The following is a 21576-nucleotide window of genomic DNA, read 5'->3' as shown; positions in this document are numbered from 1 at the left end:
GTAGCGGGAGCGGGCGCATCGGTGATGCGGTAACGGCACTGCGGCCCGCGCCGGCTGGCCACGTCCGGACGTGCGCGCCCGGCCCGCCCTCGTCAGGTTCCGTCGGGCTCCTGGGAGCCGTCGTCCGAGCCGGCCGCGTGCGAGGCCAGATGGGCCAGCACCTCGGCGGTCCGGTACACCGAGGCCTGCACGCTGCCGAGCATGTCGGCCATCCGGGTGGTGTCGAGCCCGTCGCTGATCTCCAGGGCGGCGAGCTGGGCGTTCTCCATCACGGGCGACAGCAGCGTCCGATAGATGTGGTCGGCCTTGGGGTCGAGCTTGGCCGAGAACAGCGCGTTGCGGTCGACGACGCTTTCCTGGAAACGGCTGCGGGCGCTCTCGGCCGCCTTACGCTCGGTCAGATCCATGAACAGGAGCACGAAGCCGAGCACCTTGCCGGGCGACGAGAACACCGGGTCGGCGCGCACCAGGAGCAGGCGTGTCTCGCCGTTGCCGGCCACCAACCGCACCTCGCCACGCCACGTCCGGTGCTGGTCGGCGAGCTCGGCGACGCGGAAGCGAACCTCGCCGGCCTCCTCGAACAGCGGCGGCAGGTCGTGCATGGTGACGAGCTCGGCGCGGCTCGACGGCAGCATCCGGTTGAACGCGGCGTTGCAGACCAGCACGCGGCCGCGCGCATCGGCGATGATCACCGGCTGGTCGGAGACCAGCACCTGGCTGCGCACGCTGTCGAGCTGGTGCTGGGCGATCAGGAAGCTGACGGCGCGGAACTGGAGCACCACGTCGGTGACCGTGTCGCTGATCAGCCGGGCCGCGGTGAGATCGGCGGAGGTCCACGAATCGCTCGTGCCCTCGACGAGCTGGTGCCACTTGGCGAAGGAGCGGCGCGGCGACAGATCCTGCGGCGTCGCTCCGACCAGCACCGGTTTGAGCGGGTCGCCGCCCCAGGTGACGGTGCGGACGCGCTCGGGTCGGAACCAGATCAGGTACTCGCCGGGCGAGTGCGACACCGGCGCCGCCACGAGCCCGCTGGCCACCGAGGCCAGGCGGGTGAAGGCGGGCAGCTCGCTGCCGAGGGCGGCGGTCGAGTAGAGCGCCTCGCGCGGCCTGGAATCGAGCCAGGTGCCGATCTCGCGCAGGTCCGGCGTGCCGGGCACGTCGCCGGTCGTCAGGATCTGGCCCTCGTAGAGCAGCGCCGCGCCGCTCGCCCCCACCGGCGTCAGCAGCGCCTGCGAGTTGTCGAACAGGGCCATGCGCCAGTCGCCCTCGCGGGCGATAGCCTCGATCATCCGCTGCTCCAGCCGACGCACCGACAGCTCGGCCTGCGCCTGCACGAAGCTCTCCAGCGCCGCGATGCGGGTGGCGATCGCCTCGGCCAGCAGCTCGCAGACGGCGCGCACCTCGAACGAGACGCTGCGCGGCACGTAGTGGTGGCACGCCACCAGGCCCCACAGCTTGCCGCCGACCATCAGCGAGGCGACGAGGGTCGCGCCCACCCCCATGTTCTTCAGGTACTGGATGTGGATCGGCGACATGCTGCGCAGGCCGCACAGCGACATGTCGAGATCCCGGCCGGAGATCGGCGACGGCCGCGGCTCCAGCGGCACCGGCTCGTAGCCGACGTCGACCAGCACGCGGATGCGGTTGCGCTGATACAGGCGGCGGGCGATCTGCGGAATGTCGGAGGCCGGGTAGCGATTGCCGAGATAGGGCTCGAGCTCGGGCTCGCGCTGCTCCGAGAACACCTGGCCGTGGCCGAGCTCGTCGAAGCGGTAGATCATCACCCGGTCGTAGCCGGTGATCGACTTGTAGATGCGGGCCGCCTCGTCGCAGAGGGCGCGCAGCGACGGCGCTCCGAGGATGGTCTGGAGGGCCTTTTCGAGGTGGGTGCCGATCGGGAAGGTGGCGCCGGCGCGCTCCAGCTCGATCACCACGCCTTCGCCGGGGGGGCGATGCACCAGCACGTCGTAGGCGCGTCCGCCGATTCGGCACCGCACGGCATGCGGAATGATGTCGAGCGGCTCGCGGAGCTGCGGCGAGATCGCCTCGGCGAGTGCCGGGGCGAGGTCGACGAGGCGGCGTCCGATCACCGGGGCGTGGAGGCCGAGGAACTCGGCCGCGTTGGCGCTCGCCAGCACCACCACGCTGTCGGCTTCGCGCATCATCAGCAGCGCGCCGTGCGGCTGGATCGACTGGGCGAGATGGATCTGCTCCAGCTCGCAGTTGGAGAGGTCGGCTTGACCGAACGGCGGAATCGACAGTGGCTCGCCCAAGTCTGCTGGCTCCGTCTCGTGGCTCCGGCTTGCGGCTCCGTCTCGCGGCTCCATCTCGCGGCCGTGCGCGATGCCGTCGCATTCTGCCATGGCCACGCTGCGCCCGTCCGGATGCCGACGTCGGGTCCGCCCGGCCGGCCCGGCGTCGTCGGGCTTATGTCGGGCGGCGGACCAATCTAGCCGAATGTGCCGCCGCCTCGTCCAGTTTTGTTGAGGGGGTCGCCGATCGTGAGGAAAAACGGTACGATTTAGCCCCTGGCGCCGCCAGGGGGCGGGGTCTCGTCACCCAGATCGTAACGGTTCAGCTTGGCGTAGAGGCTCTGCCGGCTGAGGCCGAGCAGCTCGGCGGCGGCCGTGCGGTTGCCGCCGGCAAGGTCGAGCGCGGCGCGCACGTAATGGCGTTCCACCACCCCGATGGTGTCCCGCACCAGCTTGCGCAGCGAGGTCTTGCCGATCTGCTCGGTCAGCGGTCCCAGCGCCGAGATCAGCCGGTTGGCGTCCTCGGCGGGCGGCAGCCGCCGGGCCACGTCGCGCAGGATCACCCCGATATGCGGGTTGCCGGCCTCGCCGGTGCCGGCGGCCGAGATCTCCACCTCGGTGGAGGCGCCGAGCTCGCCATGGATCGTGGTCGAGAACAGGCGGACGAAGCGCTGCCGATGCACGTTGGCGAGCAGCACGGTCAGGTCGGCGCCGGGGCGCCACAGCCAGCGGCCCAGCCGCTCGCCGACCACGAGGCCCTTGGCACCGACCTCGACGAGATCCAGAAACGCCTGGTTGGTGCGGCGGATCACGCCTTCCTGGTTGATCACCACGAAGCCGTCCGGCATGCGCTCGATCAGGTCCTCGACCGACAGCCGGTCGGCCTGGGTCGGCATCGGCAGCGGCGATCCCACCGGAGAGAGCTGCACCAGGAAGATCGGGCCGGGATCGGAGGCCATCAGCGAGGCGCGCACCAGGCTCGCCTTCCGGGTCTGGCCGAAATGCATCACGATGCCGGGCGCCTTGCCCTGCTCGCGCACCCGCGCCAGCATCGCCTGGAGGAGGTCGCGCTCCTCCGGCAGCACGTCGGTCAGGAAGTCGCGGCCCGCGATGCTGTCTGGACGCGGCCCCACCGCGCCGAGCGCCTGCACGGCGGCGGGATTGGCCTCGATGATGCGCAGGTTGGAGGCGCGCAGCAGCAGCACCGCCTCGGTGGATGTGTGGAACAGCAGGCGATAGCGGGTCTCGACGTCGCGCAGCTTCCAGTAGTCGCGCTCCATCGTCTGCTGCGCCGCGATCAGCCGCGACTGGAGCTCGGCGACCGCTTGCAGGTTCTTGCCGATGGCGAGCAGGCCGGGCCGGCCGCCGAGCAGCACCGTCGTGTACTCGATCGGCAGCTCGCGGCCGCTGGGGAAGCGCTGGGTGACCTGACGGAACGCCGAGACGCCGGTGCGCAGCGCGTCCTCGACCATCCGCCGGACCTTGTCACCACCGATCTCGGTGACGGTCTCGTCCCACGGACGCCCGAGCCACGCTTCGACACCCTTTTCCGAAATGGCGTCCGAAAGGGTGACCTCACGGATGACGCCGGACATGTCGAGCAACAGCGTGACGTCCGGCTGTGAGATGTTGAGAGTCGTCATGGTCGCTCGATACCGAAAGACGTTACAGAGGCGACCGCGCGCTGCCCTCGTTGATCACGATATCAGCGACCACCACGGTGGTCTCAGCGGGAGCCCGGCGGCACAGGGGTTCGCTCACCAGGGGCGAATCGGTAAAAGTCGAGATTCCCATTTCTTGAATGTCAATTGGACCTGTCTGGGTCCGCAGTCAATGAGCTATTGCGGGTCTTGCCAGAATTCAAGGCATACGCTGTCGGGGCTGTCAGGCGTTTTTGACGACTCTGCAACCTGGACGGACCGCTTGGCGGTCTTGCATCGACGAGTGGCTAGATCGAGGCGGTGGGTTCCTTCAGGACTCGCGTAGACCGTGTGGAGCACGCAGCCGCGTCCCGAGATCGGCGAGGTGAGCCACGAGAGCCGCCAGCAGGGCGGCCGCCACCCACGGCCACGCCGCGCCGGCGAGCGCGGCGCGCACGGCCAGCAGCAGGCAGGCGCCGGCGGCGAGATTGGGAAGTAGAGTTCCGATCCGTGGAACACGTCGGGTGAGGCGCGCCAGGACCGCCAGGCCCACCGCCTCGATCACCACGAGGATCAGAATGAGGTCGATCACGCGGCCGCTGACGAACAGCTCTGCCATGGTGCGGGGTCCGTGTGATCCGTCCGGTGCCGTGTGTTCCGTTTCGTCCAGTGAACCGCTCTTGCGGAGCCGCCGCTCAGCCGAACGGTCCGTTGAGCTGGATCACCGTCCAGGTGAGATAGGAGGCGATCGAGACCCAGACGAGATAGGGGAAGAACAGCACGCTCGCGGTCTTGGAGCCGCGCCACGGCATCACCACCATCAGCGCCACCGCCAGCCACAGCGCGGCGACCTCCCACAGCGCCCAGTCGGGCCGTTGCAGGTGGAAGAACAGGTAGCTCCACAGGATGTTGAGACCGCCGACGACGACGAACAGCACCACCGTGGCGATGCGCCGCCGGGGGCAGGCGACGTCGCGCCAGGCGAACGCCATGGCGGCGGTCGAGAGCGCGAAGATGGTCGTCCAGACGATCGGGAAGACGTAGTCGGGCGGCTGCCACCAGGGCTTCTTCAGGGCCTGGTACCAGGGGCCGAGCTGGGTCAGCTCGCCGCCCACATAACCGACGCCTGCCGTCAGCAAGGCGGCGAGCGCGAGCGGGGCGAGGAGACCGCGCTGGCGCGGCTCCGGTGTCAGATCGACGCGAAGTGGAATAGTCGAGCGGGTCATGGGTGACCGATCATGAGCAGGCGACCGCGAGCGATCATGGGCGAGCGAGGCCACACAGCGAGGCGACGTCCTTGAAGAAGATGCGCATGTGAGCGGCGGGCTTGGCCCGCACCAGCTCCTTGTTCATGTACGACTGCCAGGTCAGCCGCTGGACGTCGGGGTCGCGGCACATGCCGACGAAGCGCTCGCGCGTCCAGTCCGATCGATACCAGAATCGTTGCAGCAGACCAAGGATGAAGAACACGCGGCCGTGCTGCTTCATGAACCGCTTGCGGGCCTGGGCGAGGGCGCGGGAATCGGCGGTGTGCAGCGCCTCGTCGACCGCCTCGGCGGCGAGCCGGCCACCGAGCAGCGCATAGTAGATGCCTTCGCCCGACGCCGGCGCCACGACGCCGGCGGCGTCGCCGGCGAGCAGCACGTCGCGGCCGTTGTCCCAGCGCTTGAGCGGATGCAGCGGAATCGGCGCGCCTTCGTGGCGCAGCGTCTCGCAGGCGTCGAGCCCGGTGGTGCGGCGCAGATCGGCGACCGCCTGGCGCAGCGCGAAGCCCTTCTTCATCGACCCGGTGCCGATGCTGGTGGTGTCGCCGTGCGGAAAAATCCAGGCGTAGAAGTCGGGCGACAGCGGCCCCTGATAGTAGACGTCGCAGCGGGTCGGATCGAAATCGGCGAGGCCGGCGCCGGGCGAGCGGACGATCTCGTGATAGGCGAAGACGTGCGGCACCTTGTCGGCCCCGGGCACCGCCTGGCGGCCGACCTGGGAGAGGGCGCCGTCGGCGCCGATGACGGTGCGGGCGCGCACCCGGGCGGTCGCGTCGGGGCCGCCGTCGCGCGGGCGGAAGTGCACCACCGAGACGCCGTCGCCGTCGTGATCGAGGCGCTCGAAGGTGCCGGCCCGGCGGGTGGCGCCGGCCGACGCGGCGCGCTGGCGCAGCCACTCGTCGAACGGGCCGCGGTCGACCATGCCGACGAAGCCGCCCTCGATCGGCATGTCGATCCGCCGGTTGGTGGGCGAGATCATCCGGGCGCCGGTGATCTTCGCCACCAGCATGTGGTCGGGAATGTCGAAGTCGCGGATCGCCCGCGGCGGGATGGCGCCGCCGCACGGCTTGATGCGGCCGGCCTTGTCGAGCAGCAGCACCGAGCGGCCGAGGCGGGCGAGGTCGGTGGCCGCGGTGGCGCCGGCCGGGCCGCCACCCACCACGACGGTGTCGTAGGTCTCCACTGCGGGCATGGTCATCATCTCCCTGCCTCGGCGGGCGCGTACAGGTCGTCGCCCTGAGTGATCTCGACGGTGTCCTCGCGGATGCGGCCGGGATGCACCCGGGCGGCCAGCACGGCGGACACCAGGAACAGGCCGGCCTCCAGCGCGAACACGGTGGCATAGGCGGTGATCGGCGTGCCCAGCACGGCGCGGGCGACGTCGCTCGCCAGCGTCCCGAGGAAGCCGCCGACCCCGAACGAGATCGCCTGGGCGGCGCCCCACAGGCCCATCCGCACGCCCTCGCGGTTCTCGCGGCCGTTGCTGGCGAGCCCCATCATCGAGCCGATGGCGGCGACCGCGTAGGCCCCGTTGGTGACGCCGAGCATGAACACGCAGGCCCGCAGCGGCCAGCTCGGCCCGACGAAGGCGCCGAGCGCGAGGCTGGCCAGCGCCACCGCCGAGGCGATGCAGCCGCCGATGCACCAGCCGCGCATCGAGGCGAGCGCCCGGCCGAAGCGGCCCGTGCCGGCGATGCCGACCGTCACCATGCCGATCAGCACGCCGGCGTGCTGGACGCTCGACAGCTTGGTGGATTCCCCCGGCGTGTAGCCGAACACGGTGCCGGCGAAGGGCTCCAGGATCAGGTCCTGGGCGCTGTAGGCCAGCATCGAGATGAGCACGAAGACGGCGAAGCGGCGCGCCTCGGGCTCGGCCCAGACCTGAGCCAGCGCCTCGCGGAACGGCACCTTGCGCTCGCCCGCGCCGCCATGGGCGTGGGGCGCCGCGGCGGCCGGCCGAATGCCGCGCTCCACCCCCCACACGGCGACGAGCGACACCACGAAGGCGATCGCCGACACGCTGGTGGCGACGGTGACCAGGCGGGCCGGCGAGAACGGGTCGAGCAGATGGCCGGCGCTCGCCGCCGTGACGATGAAGCCGAGGATCATCATCACCCAGACGATGGTGGCGGCCGCCGCCCGGCGATCCGGATCGACGCGCTTGGCGAGCAACACCAGGAGCGACGTGCCGGCGGCGCCGACCCCGATGCCGATGCCGATGAAGGCGAGGGCGGCGACGGCGACGCCGAGCACCACGCTGGTGTCGAGCAGCGCCGTGCCGCCGGCCGCGGCGGCGCCCGACAGCGCCAGCGTCGCCATGCCGCCGACGATCCACGGCGTCACCCGGCCGCCGGTGTCGGAGCCGTAGCCCCAGCGCGGCCGCAGCACCTGCACCGCATAGTGGATGGCGACGAGCGCGCCCGGCAGCATCGCGGGCAGCGCGAACTCCACCACCATCACCCGGTTGAGGGTCGAGGTGGTCAGCACCACGATGGCGCCGAGCGCGGTCTGCACCAGGCCGAGACGGACGATGCCGAGCCAGCCGAGCGGCTTGGCCGCCAGCGGCTTGGGGGCGAGCGGGACGGGGGTCATGCGGGGGCTCCGAACGAGGACACGGCGACGGCGCTCGCCATCATGCCGATCACATACAGCGTGACGCCGAGGCCGCTGAACCAGGTCGCCTTGGCGATCGGCTCGCGCAGGAAGCGCACCGCCAGGACGCCCTGGGCGACGAGCACGGCGGCCACGATGGCGGCCTGGACGGGACGCCCCCAGGCGAGCAGCAGCGCGACGACGATCACCTGCGGCACCGCCATCACGATGCAGGCGAGGCGGGCGGCGGCGTCGACGCCGAGCTGCACCGGCAGCGACCGCACGCCGGTGCGGATGTCGCCCTCGATCGACTTGAAGTCGTTGAGCGTCATGATGCCGTGGGCACCAGCGCTGTACAGGAACGCGAGCGCCACGATCCACCACGGCGGCACGTCGCCGATCATCACGGCGGCGCCGGTGAACCAGGCGAAGCCCTCGTAGGTGATGGCGCAGGCGGCGTTGCCCCACCAGCCGTTCTGCTTCAGGCGCACCGGCGGGGCGCTGTACAGCCAGGCGAGCACCAGGCCGACGGCGGCGGCGCCGAACACCCAGGCGCCGAGCTGGCTGGCGAGGGCGAGCGACATCGCCGTCCACAGGATCGCCAGCCACAGGCCCCAGCGGCCCGGGATGCGGCCCGACGGGATCGGCCGCTGTGGCTCGTTGATGGCGTCGACATGACGGTCGAACCAGTCGTTGACCACCTGGCTGGTGGCCACCAGCAGCGGCCCGCACAGCACGATGCCGGCGATCACCACGGGCCAGCGCGGCCCGAGCGGCAAGCCTGACGACACCACGCCGCAGGAGAACGCCCACATGGGCGGGAACCAGGTGATCGGCTTCAGCAGCTCGAGCACCGCCGAAGGGGCCGGCACCTGGAGGGTGGTCGTCGCACTCATGGGGAACTCATACGTCGGGGTCGCCGTGGTCCGCCGCGTCGGCCAAGCCGTAGCGGCGGAGCTTCACGTACAGGCTCTGCCGGGACAGGCCGAGCATCTCGGCCGCGGAGGCGCGGTTGTTGCCGGTCAGCTCCAGCGCCGCCTCGATGCACAGGCGCTCGACCACGTCGGTGGCCTCGCGCACCAGCTCCTTGAGCGACACCCGTCCCACCAGCTCGGTGAGCTGGTCGACCGAGCGCGGCATCTCGCGGCCGGCGCGGGCGTCGGCGGGCAGTCGGCGGCCGATGTTGCGCACCGTGAAGCCGTAGAAGGGATCGGTGCCGTTGGCGACCGCGGCGGCGGAGATCTCGACGTCGGCCTGGGCGCCGAGCTCGCCCCGCAGCGTGGTGGCGAACAGCCGCACCGAGCCGATCTGCCGCAGATTGGCGATCAGCACGTTGAGGTCGACGCTGGAGCGGCCGAGCCAGCGCTCCAGCGATTCGCCGCGCGCCTGCTCCTCGCTGGCGAGCTGGGCGAGGTCCAGGAAGGCCGGGTTGGCGGCCAGGATGCGGCCCTCGCGGTCGGTCACCACCAGGCCGTCCGGGGCGTGCTCGAAGAAGCGCAGCAGCTTGCCGCGGCTCTCGGAGCCCGAGGCGGTGGCGCCGTCGCGCTCCGGCACCGACAGGCGGACCAGCAGCAGCGAGGCGTTCTCCTGGCGGAACAGCGAGGCCGACACGAAGGCGGTGCGGCCGGAGTCGATCAGGCGGGCCCGGGTGGTGTCGGCGCGGCCGGCCGAGCGCACGCCGGCCAGCAGGGTCTGCACGGCCGGCACGGTGTCGGGCTCGAACGCTTCGAGGAGCGGGCGCCCGACCACCCGGCGGCCGACGTCACCGAACATCTGGGTGGCGGCCGGGTTGGCCTCCACCACCCGCTGGGTCGAGGCGTCGACGATCAGCACCGGCTCCGGCGACATCTGGAAGAGCAGGCGATAGCGCGTCTCCGCGTGGCGCAGCCGGGTGTAGTCGCGCTCCATCGACTGCTGCGCCTCGACCAGGCGCTGTTGCAGCTCGGCGACCGGCCGCAGGTCGCGGCCGACCGCGACCATGCGGCCGAGCGTGCCGAAGCGCACCGCCGAATAGAGGATGGGCACGTCGGTGCCGCGCGGCGACGGATGGTTGACCTGGCGGCGCGGGGACGCCTGGTTCTCGGCGGCCTCGCGCAGCAGCGCCTCGATCTTGGGCCGGCTCTCGACCGTGACGGTGTCGGCGAACGGCACGCCGAGCCAGGGCCGCTGCCCTTCGAGCAGGGCGAGCAGCTCCTCGCTCTGGCAGGCCATGTCGCGAATGACGCCGTTGTCGTTGACGATCAACGCGACGTCGGCGGCCGCCGCGATGAGCGTCGCCGTCGCCTCCACGTCGAGATCGCCCAACGAGTCTATCGGCGCTCTGAACCCGTTCACGTGCGACCAGTTCCCTGTTCGGTCCGTCTCCGGCCGCCCGACGAGATCCTGGTCGCCGCGGGTCGCGACGATCAGGGACGATGGGCCAGCGCGGCGACGAGGTTTTGTGCCTGGATCGGCGCCTGACGGGCATCGACGGCGGCGGCGTCGGCACCGACCCGGGCCACATAGTCCGGATGCTCGACGAACACGCGCCCGCCGACCAGCACGCCGATCGATCGGTTGCAAGATTCCCGGCGAATGGTCTGGATGCAGGACGCGAGCGTCTCCAGCCGGCTTTCACAGCTCAGCGAGAGGCCGACCACGGCGAACCATTCGGATCGCACCATGGTGGCGAGGTCGTGCCGTCCCGTCATCGGCGCGTCCCACACCAGCCAGCCGGCACGGCGGAAGAACTCGGCCACCATGGCGAGCCCGAAGGTGTGCTGCTCGCCGGGAACCGGCACCAGCAGAACCGGCAGGCCCTCCTGCGCGTGCTCGACCTCGCTGCCGAAGGCGGCGCTGAACTCGCGCAGCACCCGGTGCAGGCGCCACAGGCCGAGCGTGACCTGGGTGAAGTCGCAGACGTCGTCGGTCCACAGGTCGCCCAGGCGGCGGGCCGTGGGGGCGAGGACATCGAGATAGATGCGCTCGACCGGCAGGCCGCGCGCCAGCACCGCCTCGACGAAGGCGAGCGCGCCGGCGTCGTCGCCGGAGAGCACCCGGTGGGTCAGCTCGGCGATCTCGTCGGCCCGCAGGGCCGTGCCCGGGGTCACCGCCGCCTCACAGGTGCAGGTGTGCGCGAGCACGAGCTTGGGGACGACGTGAAATTCGATGGCCCGGTTCACCGGGGCCGCCGTCGAGGTCGCCGCCGGTGCGCCGCCGTGCGGCCCGGAGGGGTGGCGCGTCTCGCCCGAGCGGCATGAGTCGGCCGAGCCGTCGGCCGGCATATAGCCTGCCGAACCGGCCCACCAATCCCTCGCCGCTACCTGGGGTCTCGCTTCGGCCATGGCTACGCCCTCTCAACAAGTTAAAGCCCGCGCGGTCGAACAGTCAAGTTTAGTTTACGTACAGAATTGTTGACACTGACGAGGAAGCATCCTAGGCTCCTCTCCACAGTGGCACGCGCAAGGAGCGGCGCGATGCAAGAAAGTGACACCGAGGGGTCGGTCTCGGCTGCATTGCGCGCAACGCAAAATGCGGCGGGCCACCGCGTGGCTGAGGATTTATCGCATCACCCGACGTCCCGCCCGTCAAGTGCGGTTGACAGTCCGTGTCATTACCGATTGTCAGGGGTTTTGGAATCTGGTGTGATGCCTTCTTCTGTAAAATCTGCCAACGCAGCCGCCACCGACGCAGCCACCGCCGGCCGCGTGGCTATGCCGCCGCTCTACACGCCCGAGGAGCGCCGCCGGCGTGACGCCTCGCCGTGGACGATCGTCCAGGGCATTCTGGCTCCTCTGCAATTCGTCGTCTTCCTGGTCAGCCTCGCTTTGGTGCTGCGCTTCCTCGCCACCGGAGAGGGCTATGTGGCCGCCACCGTCTCCGTGGTGGTGAAGACGCTCGTGCTCTACGTGATCATGGTCACGGGCGCCGTCTGGGAGAAGGTTGTCTTCGGCAAGTACCTGTTTGCGCGCGCCTTCTTCTGGGAGGACGTGTTCAGCATGCTGGTGCTGGCGCTGCACACCGCCTATCTGGTGGCGCTCGCGGTCGGCGCTGCGGTCGAGACCCAGATGGTGCTGGCGCTCGCCGCCTATGCCACCTACGTGATCAACGCCACCCAGTTCGTCCTCAAGTTGCGGGCGGCGCGTCGCCAGCAGCGGGACGAGGCCGCCTCCGAGCTGGTCGGAGCGGCGTCATGAATGCCGTCGTTGCGCCGGTCGCCAACGCGGGGTGTGTGGATGCGCCGGTCCTCTACGAGCGCGGCCAGCGCGAGGTGTTCTGCGGGCTGACCGGCATCGTCTGGCTGCACCGCAAGATCCAGGACGCCTTCTTCCTGGTGGTCGGGTCGCGCACCTGCGCGCATCTGCTCCAGTCGGCCGCCGGCGTGATGATCTTCGCCGAGCCGCGCTTCGCCACCGCGGTGATCGAGGAGCGCGATCTCGCCGGCCTGGCCGACGCCAACAGCGAGCTCGATCGCGTGGTGACGCGGCTGATCGAGCGCCGCCCCGACATCCGGCTTTTGTTCCTGGTCGGCTCCTGCCCGTCCGAGGTGATCAAGCTCGATCTCGACCGCGCGGCCACGCGCCTGTCGCAGAGCTTCGCCCCGCGCGTGCGCATCCGCGCGTGGTCGGGCAGCGGGCTCGACACCACCTTCACCCAGGGCGAGGACGCCTGCCTGGCCGCCCTGGTGCCGGACATGCCGGCCACAGAAGCCGACGCGCCGCCGTCGCTCCTCGTCGTCGGCGCGCTGGCCGAGGTGGTCGAGGACCAGATGGCCCGGCTGTTCGCCGAGATCGGCATCGAGCGGGTGCGCTTCTTCCCGCCGCGCCGCTCCGACGACCTGCCGCCGGTCGGCCCCGGCACCCGCCTGCTGCTCGCCCAGCCGTTCCTGGCCGAGACCGCCCGCCTGCTGGAGAAGCGCGGCGCCACCCGGCTCACCGCGCCGTTCCCGCTCGGGGTCGAGGGCACGGCCGGCTGGTTCGGCGCCGCCGCCCGCGCCTTCGGGGTCGACGAGGCGCGCTTCGACGCGGCGATCGCGCCGCGCGCCGAGCGGGCCCGCACGGCGCTGGCCCGCCACCGCGAGCGGCTGGCCGGCAAGAGCCTCTTCTTCTTCCCCGACTCGCAGCTCGAGGTGCCGCTCGCCCGGTTCGCGGCTCGGGAACTGGGCATGCGGCTGGTCGAAGTCGGCACGCCGTATCTCCATCGTGGCCATCTCGCCGCCGAGCTGGCGCTGCTGCCGCCCGGAACGATGCTGAGCGAGGGCCAGAACGTCGACAATCAGCTCGATCGCTGCCGTGCCGCGCAGCCCGACCTCACGGTGTGCGGCCTCGGTCTCGCCAATCCGCTGGAGGCGGAAGGTCTGGCGACCAAGTGGTCGATCGAGCTGCTGTTCACCCCGGTGCACGGCTTCGAGCAGGCGGCGGATCTCGCCGAGCTGTTCGCCCGGCCGCTGGTCCGCCGCAGCCGGCTGAAGGTGTGAGACATGCAGCTGACGGTGTGGACCTACGAGGCACCTCCCCATGTCGGCGCGATGCGCATCGCGACCGCCATGGAGGGCGTCCACTACGTGCTGCACGCACCGCAGGGCGACACCTACGCGGACCTGCTGTTCACCATGATCGAGCGCGCCACCAAGCGCCCGCCGGTCACCTACACGACGTTCCAGGCGCGTGATCTCGGCAGCGACACCGCCGAGCTGTTCAAGACCTCCGTCAAGGAGGCGTACGAGCGGTTCCGTCCGCAGGCCCTGCTGGTCGGTGCGTCCTGCACGGCCGAGCTGATCCAGGACGATCCGGGCGGCCTCGCCCGCGCCCTCGATCTGCCGATCCCGGTGGTGCCGCTCGAGCTGCCTGCGTATCAGCGCAAGGAGAACTGGGGCGCGGCCGAGACCTTCTATCGGCTGGTCCGCACCCTCGCCGGACCCCACGCGCCACCGCCCGGCTCCAAGCGGCCGGCGCGTGGTCCCGACGACGCTCCGCGCTGCAACATCCTCGGGCCGACCGCGCTCGGCTTCCGGCATCGCGACGACGTTCACGAAGTCACCGGCCTGCTCCACCGGCTTGGCGTCACCGTGAACGTCGTCGCGCCCCTCGGGGCGACGCCGGCCGACATCGCGCGGCTCGGCGAGGCCGACTTCAACGTCGTGCTCTATCCCGAGATCGCCTATCAGGCGGCCCAGTGGCTCGACCGCACCTTCGGTCAGAAGTCCACCAAGGTGGTGCCGATCGGCGTCGGCGCCACCCGCGACTTCATCGCCGAGGTGGCGGCGCTGGCCAGCGTCGATCCGGCGCCGGTGCTGGCGGGCGCGCCGAGCCGGGCGCCGTGGTACGCCCGCTCGGTCGACTCCACCTACCTGACCGGCAAGCGCGTATTCGTGTTCGGTGACGCCACCCACGCGATCGCGGCCGCCCGCATCGCGGCCGACGAGCTCGGCTTCGAGGTGGTCGGGCTCGGTACCTACAGCCGCGAGTTCGCCCGCGAGGTGCGGGCCGCCGCCGCCAAGTACGGCGTCGAGCCGCTGATCACCGACGACTATCTCGACGTCGAGGCGGCGATCGCGGCGGCGCATCCGGAGCTGGTGCTCGGCACCCAGATGGAGCGCCACACCGCCAAGCGGCTGGGCGTGCCGTGCGCCGTCATCTCGGCGCCCGTGCATGTCCAGGACTTCCCGGCTCGCTACGCGCCCCAGATGGGCCACGAGGGTGCGAACGTGCTGTTCGACACCTTCGTGCATCCCCTGATGATGGGGCTCGAGGAGCATCTCCTCACGATGTTCCGCGAGGACTTCGAGTTTCACGCCGATGCGGCGCCGTCGCATCTCGGCGTTGCCGCGTCCCGCGGCGAGGCGCCCTCCGTCGCGGCCGATCCCGCGCCGGCGCCCGCCGTGTCTCCGACCCCCGTGCCCGGTCCGGTCCCGTCGATGGCCGCCGCCGCTTCCGCCGAAGCCGCGGTTGTCACGGATGCCGCTCCGATTCCATCCGCCGCCGCCGCGGCATCGCCGGTGCCACTCCGCTGGGCCGCCGATGCCGAGAAGGAGCTGCACAAGATCCCCTTCTTCGTGCGCGGCAAGGCCCGCCGCAACACCGAGCGCTTCGCGCAGGACCGCGGCCTGTCCCTGATCACGATCGAGACGTTGTATGATGCGAAAGCGCACTTCAGCCGCTGACACGACCCCGATCCGCGTCGTCATCGTGACGATGGACAGCCATCTCGCGGGCGCGGTGTCGCGGGCCCGCACGACGCTGGCGCGCGAGCTGCCCGGCCTCGATCTGGTGATGCACTCGGCCGACGGCTGGGCGAGCGATTCCGCGGCGCTGGCGCGCTGCCTCGCCGATATCGGCTCCGCCGACATCGTGCTGGCCACCATGCTGTTCCTGGACGAGCACATCCGCCCGGTGCTGCCCGCCCTCCAGGCGCGCCGCGACAAGTGCGACGCCATCGTCTGCGCGCTGTCGGCCGGCGAGGTGGTGCGCCTCACCCGCATGCACAAGTTCAGCATGTCGGGCGACACCATGGGGGTGCTCAATCTGCTCAAGCGGCTGCGCGGCAAGAGCGCCGACGGCCCGGGATCGAACGGCCAGGGGCAGATGAAGATGCTCCGCCAGATCCCGAAGTTCCTGCGCTTCATTCCCGGCACCGCGCAGGACCTGCGCGCCTACTTCCTCGTCCTCCAGTACTGGCTCGCCGGCACCGACGACAACGTCGTCAACATGGTGCGCCTGCTGGTCGACCGCTATGCCGACGGCCCGCGCAAGGGCCTGCGCGGCACCCTCAAGATCGCGTCGCCGGTCGAGTATCCAGACACCGGGCTCTATCATCCCAAGCTCAAGGGCCGGGTGAGCGAGAAGCTGGCGGACCTGCCGGCGGACGGCAAGGCCGGCACCGTCGGCGTGCTGGTGATGCGCTCCTATGTGCTGGCCGGCAACTCGGCCCACTACGACGGCGTCATCGCGTCGCTCGAGGCCAAGGGGCTGCGGGTGATCCCGGCCTTTGCCAGCGGTCTCGACGCGCGGCCCGCCGTCGAAGCGTTCTTCCTCAAGAACGGCAAGCCGATCGTCGACGCGGTGGTGTCGCTCACCGGCTTCTCGCTGGTCGGTGGTCCCGCCTACAACGATGCCCGCGCCGCCGCCGAGCTTCTCGGCCGCCTCGACGTGCCCTATGTCGCGGCGCATCCGGTCGAGTTTCAGACGCTGGAGCAGTGGGAGGCCGATCCGCGCGGCCTGATGCCGGTGGAGGCCACCATGATGGTGGCGATCCCCGAGCTCGACGGCGCCATCTGGCCGATGACCTTCGGGGGTCGCTCGATGCTGTCGTGCGGCGACGACGGCCAGCGCGAGATGTCGGCGCATCCGGAGCGCGCCACCGCGCTCGCCGCCCGCGTCGCCAAGCTGGTCGCCCTGCGCCGCGCCAAGCGGGCCGAGCGCAAGGTCGCGGTCGTCATCTTCAACTTCCCGCCGAACGCCGGCGCCATCGGCTCCGCCGCGTTCCTGTCGGTGTTCGCCTCGCTGCACAACACCCTGAAGGCGATGCGCGACGCCGGCTACACGGTCGAGGTGCCCGAGACCGTCGACGACCTGCGCGACCGCATCCTGAAGGGCAATGCCGGCCGCCACGGCACCGAGGCCAACGTCGCCGCCAAGATCGGCGCCGACGAGCATGTGCGCCGCGAGCGCTATCTCGGCGAGATCGAGAAGCAGTGGGGGCCGGCGCCCGGCCGCCATCTCACCGACGGCCGCCACCTGTTCGTGCTCGGCGAGACCTTCGGCAACGTGTTCGTCGGCGTGCAGCCCGCCTTCGGCTACGAGGGCGACCCGATGCGGCTGCTGTTCGAGCGCGGCTTCTCGCCCACCCACGCCTTCTCGGCGTTCTACCGCTGGGTTCGCGAGGACTTCGGGGCCCACGCGGTGCTGCATTTCGGCACCCATGGGGCGCTCGAGTTCATGCCCGGCAAGCAGGCCGGCATGTCGAGCGAGTGCTGGCCGGACCGCCTGATCGGCGATCTGCCGAACCTCTATCTCTACGCCTCCAACAACCCCTCGGAAGGCACGCTCGCCAAGCGCCGGGCCGGCGCCGCGCTGATCAGCTATCTGACGCCGCCGATCACCAGCGCTGGCCTCTACCGCGGCCTGCTCGATCTCAAGTCGTCGCTCGACCGCTGGCGCTCTCTCGATCCCGACACCGATCCGGAGACCCGCACGGCGCTCGCCGTGCTGGTGCAGGCGCAGGCGTCGGCCGTCAACCTGGCGCCGGCGGAACCGCACTGGGCCGACGCGGCCGGCGAGATCGCCAAGCTCGCCAACGCGGTGCTGGAGCTGGAATACACCCTGATCCCGCACGGCCTGCATGTGGTCGGCGAGGCGCCGAGCGCGACCGAGCGGTCCGAGATGCTGGAGGCCGCCGGCGTCACCGACGCGAAGAAGAAGGCCGAGCTCGACGCGCTGATGGCGGTCGATCACGAGCTGCCGGCGATCATCCGCGCCCTCGACGGGCGCTACATCCCGCCGGCGCCGGGCGGCGACCTGCTGCGCACCACCGACATCCTGCCGACCGGGCGCAACCTGCACGGCTTCGATCCGTTCCGTATCCCGAGCGCCTTTGCGATCCAGGACGGCGCCCGCCAGGCCGACCGCCTGCTGGCCCGCTGGAAGGCCGACGGCCACGCCCTGCCGGAGACCATCGCGCTGGTCCTGTGGGGCACCGACAACCTGAAGACCGAGGGCGGCCCGATCGCCCAGGCCTTGTGGCTGATGGGCGCCGAGCCGCGCCAGGACAGCTACGGCCGCGTCGCCGGGGCGCAGCTGGTGCCGCTCGCGAAGCTCGGGCGGCCACGCATCGACGTGGTGGTGACGCTGTCGGGCATCTTCCGCGACCTGCTGCCGATGCAGACCAAGCTCTTGGCCGAGGCCGCGCTGCTGGCGGCGAGCGCCGACGAGCCGGTCGAGCAGAACTTCGTGCGCAAGCACGCGCTCGCCTATCAGGCCCAGCACGGCGGCGAGATCGCCGACGCGGCGCTGCGGGTGTTCTCCAATGCCGACGGGGCCTACGGCTCCAACGTCAACCAGCTCATCGACCAGGGCGGCTGGAGCGACGAGGACGAGCTGGCCGAGGCGTATATGCGCCGCAAGGGCTTCGCCTACGGGGTCGACGGCCGGCCGGCGCGCCAGGACAAGGTGCTCAGCCACGTCCTGTCGAGCGTCGATCTGACCTATCAGAACCTCGACTCGGTCGAGCTCGGCATCACCACCATCGACCACTACTTCGACACGCTCGGCGGCATCACCCGGGCGGTGCAGCGCGCCCGCGGCACCACGGCGTCGGTCTATATCGGTGACCAGACCCGCGGCGAGGGCACGGTGCGCACGCTGGCCGAGCAGGTGGCGTTGGAAACTCACACCCGCGCCCTCAATCCGAAATGGTACGAGGCGCTGCTGGCGCACGGCTACGAAGGCGTGCGCAACATCGAGGCGCAGGTCACCAACACGCTCGGCTGGTCGGCGACCACCGGGCAGGTGGCACCCTGGGTGTACGAGCAGCTGACCCAGACCTTCATGCTCGACGAGAAGATGCGGCGTCGCCTGGCGGAGCTCAATCCCGTCGCCTCGGCGAAAGTCGCGCACCGGCTCCTGGAGGCCCACGAGCGTCGCTACTGGACGCCCGACGAGGCCATGCTGGACGCGCTGCGACGCGCCGGCGAGGAGCTGGAGGATCGCCTCGAAGGCGTCGACCAAGGAGCAGCCGCATGACCGTGATCCCCCGTCCGTCCGACCTCGCCGGCGAGCCGGTCGCCGCCGATTCCTGTGCGCCCTGCAACGCGCACGAGGACGGCGAGGGTAGCGTGCAGGTCCAGATGGACCCGCGCCTCCACATCGACGGCGCCAAGGTGTTCTCGGTCTACGGCAAGGGCGGCATCGGCAAGTCGACCACCTCGTCGAACCTGTCGGTGGCGTTCTCCAAGCTCGGCAAGCGCGTGCTCCAGATCGGCTGCGATCCCAAGCACGACTCCACCTTCACGCTCACCAAGTGTCTGGTGCCGACCGTCATCGACGTGCTCGAGTCCGTCAACTTCCACTCCGAGGAGCTGCGGGTCGAGGACTTCGTCTACGAGGGCTACAACGGCGTGATGTGTGTCGAGGCCGGCGGCCCGCCGGCCGGCACCGGCTGCGGCGGCTACGTGGTCGGCCAGACCGTCAAGCTGCTCAAGGAGCACCATCTGCTCGACGACACCGACGTGGTGGTGTTCGACGTGCTCGGTGACGTGGTGTGCGGCGGCTTCGCGGCGCCCTTGCAGCATGCCGACCAGGCCCTCATCGTTACCGCCAACGACTTCGACTCGATCTTCGCGATGAACCGCATCGCCGCCGCCATCCAGGCCAAGGCGAAGAACTACAAGGTGCGGCTCGGCGGCGTCATCGCCAACCGCAGCGCCGCCACCGACGAGATCGACCGCTTCAACGCCCGCACCGGCATGCGGACGCTCGCCCACATTCGCGACCTCGACGTGGTCCGCAAGAGCCGCCTGAAGAAGGCGACGCTGTTCGAGATGGACCCGACCCCCGAGGTGGTGGCGGTGCAGAACGAGTACCTCCAGCTCGCCGAGACGCTGTGGGCCGGCGTCGAGCCTTTGACCCCGACACCGCTCAAGGATCGTGAGATCTTCGACCTGTTGGGTTACGATTGATCGGGATGGGACGGATGCAGAGCGGCACCTACCAGGAACGGCGTGGCGAGATCGAGGCCTATTTCGATCGCACGGCGGCGGACGCCTGGGCGCGGCTGACCTCGGATGCGCCGGTGTCCGGCATCCGGGCGACGGTGCGCAAGGGCCGCGACGACATGCGCAACACGCTGCTCGACTGGCTGCCCGCCGATCTCACCGGCCGACGTCTGCTCGACGCCGGCTGCGGTCCCGGCATGCTGTCCATCGAGGCGGCGCGGCGCGGCGCCGAGGTGGTGGCGGTCGACCTGTCGCCGACCCTGCTCGATCTCGCCCGCGCGCGCATCCCGGCCGATCTCGCCGGCAAGGTCACCTTCGTGGCCGGCGACATGCTGTCGCCGGAGTTCGGCCGGTTCGACCATGTGGTGGCGATGGATTCGCTGATCCACTACCGGGCCGAGGACGCCGCCCGCGCGGTCGCCGGCCTGGTCGCCCGCACCAGCCAGTCGTTGGTGTTCACCTTCGCGCCGCGCACCGCGGCGCTCGCCCTCATGCATTTCGTCGGCGGCTTCTTCCCGCGCAGCGACCGCGCCCCGTCGATCGAGCCGGTTCGCGAGGAGACCCTGCGCGGCCTGATCGCCGCCGAGCCGGCGTTCGCCGGCTGGCGGACCGGCCGCACCCGCCGCATCGCGGTCGGCTTCTACACGTCGCAAGCCCTGGAGCTCGTGCCGGCATGACCCGTCCCAGCACCAAGCGGAAGCCGTCCGCCTTCCTCGGCATCCTGGCGACCCTGGGGCCGCGATTCCTGCCGTTCGCCGATGTCGCCACCAAGGAGCTGCCGCTGGGGCGGTTGATCCGGCTGTCGCTGTTCCAGGTGTCGGTCGGCATGGCGATGGTGCTGCTCAACGGCACGCTGAACCGGGTGATGATCGTCGAGATGGGGGTGCCGAGCTGGCTGGTCGCCCTCATGGTGTCGCTGCCGCTCTTGTTTGCGCCCTTCCGCGCGCTGATCGGCTTCAAGTCCGACAATCGCCGCTCGGCGCTCGGCTGGCGTCGCGTCCCCTATATCTGGGGCGGCACCATGTTGCAGTTCGGCGGCTTCGCCATCATGCCGTTCGCGCTGCTGATTCTGTCGGGCGAGGCGCACGGGCCGGTGTGGATCGGCCATCTCGGCGCCGGGCTCGCCTTCCTTCTGGTCGGCGCCGGCCTGCACACCACCCAGACGGCGGGCCTGGCGCTCGCCACCGATCTCGCCCCCGAGGACAAGCGGCCGCGCGTCGTCGCCTTCCTGTACGTGATGCTCTTGGTCGGCATGGTCGGCAGCTCGCTGATCTATGGCGAGTGGCTCACCGATTTCAGCCCGTTCCGCCTGATCCAGATGATCCAGGGGGCGGCGCTCGTCACCATGATCCTCAACAGCGTGGCGCTGTGGAAGCAGGAGCCGCGCGACCCCTCGCGCACCAAGGACGAGGGGCCGAAACCGTCGTTCCGCGAGTCCTGGCGGGCGTTCTGCCGGGGCGGACGGTCGACCCGGGTGCTGATCGCCGTCGGCTGCGGCACCGCGGGTTTCAGCATGCAGGACATCCTGCTCGAGCCGTATGGCGGCGAGGTCCTGCACCTGTCGGTGGGCGCCACCACGGTGCTCACCGCCCTGCTGGCGGCCGGCAGCCTGGTCGGCTTCATGCTGGCCGCCCGCCTGCTCGGGCGCGGCGTCGATCCCTACCGGCTCGCCGGCTGGGGTGCCGTGGCCGGCATCGTGGCGTTCTCGGCGGTCGTGTTCGCGGCGCCCACCGAGTCGCCGTTCCTGTTCCGGGTCGGCACGGTTCTGATCGGCTTCGGCGGCGGCCTGTTCTCGGTCGGCACCCTCACGGCGGCGATGTCGCTCGGCCGCGAGGGCGAGAGCGGCCTGGCGCTGGGCGCCTGGGGCGCCGTGCAGGCGACGTCGTCCGGCGTCGCCATCGCGCTCGGCGGCGCGATCCGGGACTTCTTCGGCGGTCTCGCGATGCAGGGCACCTTCGGACCGGCGCTGACCGATGTCTCGGCCGGCTACGGCTTCGTCTACCACCTCGAAATCGGACTACTGTTCATCACCCTGGCTGCTATCGGACCCCTCGTCCGTCCTAAGGGCGAGAAAGGCGAGAAGGAGCAGTCGTCCCTGAAGTTCGGACTGGCCGAATTTCCCGGCTAGCCGTCATTGC

General features: G+C 70.7%; 16 protein-coding genes. 7 read left to right on the top strand and 9 right to left on the bottom strand.

Going from position 1 to position 21576, the window contains the following annotated elements; genetic code table 11:
- Positions 1-92: 92 nt before the first annotated feature.
- The 9 genes from ACFQUV_RS12495 to ACFQUV_RS12455 all read right to left on the bottom strand — a co-directional run bounded on the left by ACFQUV_RS12495 (position 93) and on the right by ACFQUV_RS12455 (position 10910).
- On the bottom strand, positions 93-2273 hold the full coding sequence (locus ACFQUV_RS12495) for a GAF domain-containing protein (protein ID WP_129607464.1): 2181 nt from the start codon (positions 2271-2273) through the stop codon (positions 93-95).
- Between the two features lie 248 nt (positions 2274-2521).
- Positions 2522-3895: a transcriptional regulator PpsR gene (gene ppsR / locus ACFQUV_RS12490; protein WP_129607462.1), complete on the bottom strand. Its 1374-nt coding sequence runs from the start codon at positions 3893-3895 to the stop codon at positions 2522-2524.
- Positions 3896-4223: 328 nt separating this feature from the next.
- Positions 4224-4511 carry a hypothetical protein gene (locus ACFQUV_RS12485; RefSeq protein WP_129607460.1) on the bottom strand — a complete coding sequence of 96 codons (288 nt, stop codon included), beginning with the start codon at positions 4509-4511 and terminating at the stop codon, positions 4224-4226.
- Positions 4512-4587: 76 nt separating this feature from the next.
- Positions 4588-5118: a TspO/MBR family protein gene (locus ACFQUV_RS12480; protein WP_129607458.1), complete on the bottom strand. Its 531-nt coding sequence runs from the start codon at positions 5116-5118 to the stop codon at positions 4588-4590.
- A gap of 34 nt (positions 5119-5152) precedes the next feature.
- Positions 5153-6349, bottom strand: a complete 1197-nt coding sequence (locus ACFQUV_RS12475; protein WP_165363748.1) for a geranylgeranyl diphosphate reductase — start codon at positions 6347-6349, stop codon at positions 5153-5155.
- A 5-nt stretch (positions 6350-6354) separates the two neighbouring features.
- Positions 6355-7749, bottom strand: coding sequence for a BCD family MFS transporter (locus ACFQUV_RS12470; RefSeq protein WP_129607457.1), 1395 nt, complete (start codon positions 7747-7749; stop codon positions 6355-6357).
- Positions 7746-8645 (bottom strand): chlorophyll synthase ChlG, encoded by a 900-nt coding sequence (chlG, locus tag ACFQUV_RS12465; protein ID WP_129607455.1) that lies wholly within the window; start codon positions 8643-8645, stop codon positions 7746-7748. The genes ACFQUV_RS12470 and chlG overlap by 4 nt, the downstream gene beginning before the upstream one ends.
- Before the next feature lie 7 nt (positions 8646-8652).
- Complete coding sequence (ppsR, locus tag ACFQUV_RS12460; RefSeq protein ID WP_371851654.1) at positions 8653-10053, bottom strand: transcriptional regulator PpsR; 1401 nt, start codon at positions 10051-10053, stop codon at positions 8653-8655.
- Positions 10054-10154: 101 nt separating this feature from the next.
- Positions 10155-10910 (bottom strand): cobalamin-dependent protein, encoded by a 756-nt coding sequence (locus ACFQUV_RS12455; protein ID WP_165363747.1) that lies wholly within the window; start codon positions 10908-10910, stop codon positions 10155-10157.
- A 531-nt stretch (positions 10911-11441) separates the two neighbouring features.
- Between ACFQUV_RS12455 and bchF the strand changes: the two genes are divergently transcribed.
- From bchF to ACFQUV_RS12420, 7 genes are read left to right on the top strand one after another with little or no spacing between them, the layout of a single operon-like run.
- Positions 11442-11924: a 2-vinyl bacteriochlorophyllide hydratase gene (gene bchF, locus ACFQUV_RS12450; protein WP_244601434.1), complete on the top strand. Its 483-nt coding sequence runs from the start codon at positions 11442-11444 to the stop codon at positions 11922-11924.
- Positions 11921-13204, top strand: a complete 1284-nt coding sequence (locus tag ACFQUV_RS12445) for a ferredoxin:protochlorophyllide reductase (ATP-dependent) subunit N (protein ID WP_129607448.1) — start codon at positions 11921-11923, stop codon at positions 13202-13204. The genes bchF and ACFQUV_RS12445 overlap by 4 nt, the downstream gene beginning before the upstream one ends.
- Positions 13205-13207: 3 nt before the next feature.
- On the top strand, positions 13208-14890 hold the full coding sequence (gene bchB / locus ACFQUV_RS12440) for a ferredoxin:protochlorophyllide reductase (ATP-dependent) subunit B (protein ID WP_129607446.1): 1683 nt from the start codon (positions 13208-13210) through the stop codon (positions 14888-14890).
- Positions 14865-18467 carry a magnesium chelatase subunit H gene (locus tag ACFQUV_RS12435; RefSeq protein ID WP_129607504.1) on the top strand — a complete coding sequence of 1201 codons (3603 nt, stop codon included), beginning with the start codon at positions 14865-14867 and terminating at the stop codon, positions 18465-18467. The genes bchB and ACFQUV_RS12435 overlap by 26 nt, the downstream gene beginning before the upstream one ends.
- On the top strand, positions 18464-19402 hold the full coding sequence (gene bchL, locus ACFQUV_RS12430) for a ferredoxin:protochlorophyllide reductase (ATP-dependent) iron-sulfur ATP-binding protein (protein WP_129607444.1): 939 nt from the start codon (positions 18464-18466) through the stop codon (positions 19400-19402). The genes ACFQUV_RS12435 and bchL overlap by 4 nt, the downstream gene beginning before the upstream one ends.
- A 14-nt stretch (positions 19403-19416) precedes the next feature.
- A complete protein-coding gene (gene bchM / locus ACFQUV_RS12425) occupies positions 19417-20115 on the top strand; it encodes a magnesium protoporphyrin IX methyltransferase (RefSeq protein ID WP_129607443.1) in 699 nt (232 codons plus the stop codon).
- Positions 20112-21566: a BCD family MFS transporter gene (locus tag ACFQUV_RS12420; RefSeq protein ID WP_129607441.1), complete on the top strand. Its 1455-nt coding sequence runs from the start codon at positions 20112-20114 to the stop codon at positions 21564-21566. Before bchM ends, ACFQUV_RS12420 begins: the two co-directional genes overlap by 4 nt.
- Positions 21567-21576: the final 10 nt, after the last annotated feature.

The organism is Rhodoplanes sp. P11 (assembly GCF_964266735.1).
GTDB classification, from domain to species: domain Bacteria; phylum Pseudomonadota; class Alphaproteobacteria; order Rhizobiales; family Xanthobacteraceae; genus Rhodoplanes; species Rhodoplanes serenus.
The sequence above is the reverse complement of the archived record's forward strand: the minus strand, read 5'-3'. Positions and strand labels throughout refer to the sequence as shown.

Excerpts from the sequence above, each read along its gene's own strand:
- ppsR (WP_129607462.1), bottom strand. The coding sequence starts at position 3,895 with ATGACGACTCTCAACATCTCACAGCCGGACGTCACGCTGTTGCTCGAC.
- ACFQUV_RS12485 (WP_129607460.1), bottom strand. The coding sequence starts at position 4,511 with ATGGCAGAGCTGTTCGTCAGCGGCCGCGTGATCGACCTCATTCTGATC.
- ACFQUV_RS12480 (WP_129607458.1), bottom strand. The coding sequence starts at position 5,118 with ATGACCCGCTCGACTATTCCACTTCGCGTCGATCTGACACCGGAGCCG.
- ACFQUV_RS12475 (WP_165363748.1), bottom strand. The coding sequence starts at position 6,349 with ATGCCCGCAGTGGAGACCTACGACACCGTCGTGGTGGGTGGCGGCCCG.
- ACFQUV_RS12470 (WP_129607457.1), bottom strand. The coding sequence starts at position 7,749 with ATGACCCCCGTCCCGCTCGCCCCCAAGCCGCTGGCGGCCAAGCCGCTC.
- chlG (WP_129607455.1), bottom strand. The coding sequence starts at position 8,645 with ATGAGTGCGACGACCACCCTCCAGGTGCCGGCCCCTTCGGCGGTGCTC.
- bchF (WP_244601434.1), top strand. The coding sequence starts at position 11,442 with ATGCCGCCGCTCTACACGCCCGAGGAGCGCCGCCGGCGTGACGCCTCG.
- ACFQUV_RS12445 (WP_129607448.1), top strand. The coding sequence starts at position 11,921 with ATGAATGCCGTCGTTGCGCCGGTCGCCAACGCGGGGTGTGTGGATGCG.
- bchB (WP_129607446.1), top strand. The coding sequence starts at position 13,208 with ATGCAGCTGACGGTGTGGACCTACGAGGCACCTCCCCATGTCGGCGCG.
- ACFQUV_RS12435 (WP_129607504.1), top strand. The coding sequence starts at position 14,865 with ATGCGAAAGCGCACTTCAGCCGCTGACACGACCCCGATCCGCGTCGTC.
- bchL (WP_129607444.1), top strand. The coding sequence starts at position 18,464 with ATGACCGTGATCCCCCGTCCGTCCGACCTCGCCGGCGAGCCGGTCGCC.
- bchM (WP_129607443.1), top strand. The coding sequence starts at position 19,417 with ATGCAGAGCGGCACCTACCAGGAACGGCGTGGCGAGATCGAGGCCTAT.
- ACFQUV_RS12420 (WP_129607441.1), top strand. The coding sequence starts at position 20,112 with ATGACCCGTCCCAGCACCAAGCGGAAGCCGTCCGCCTTCCTCGGCATC.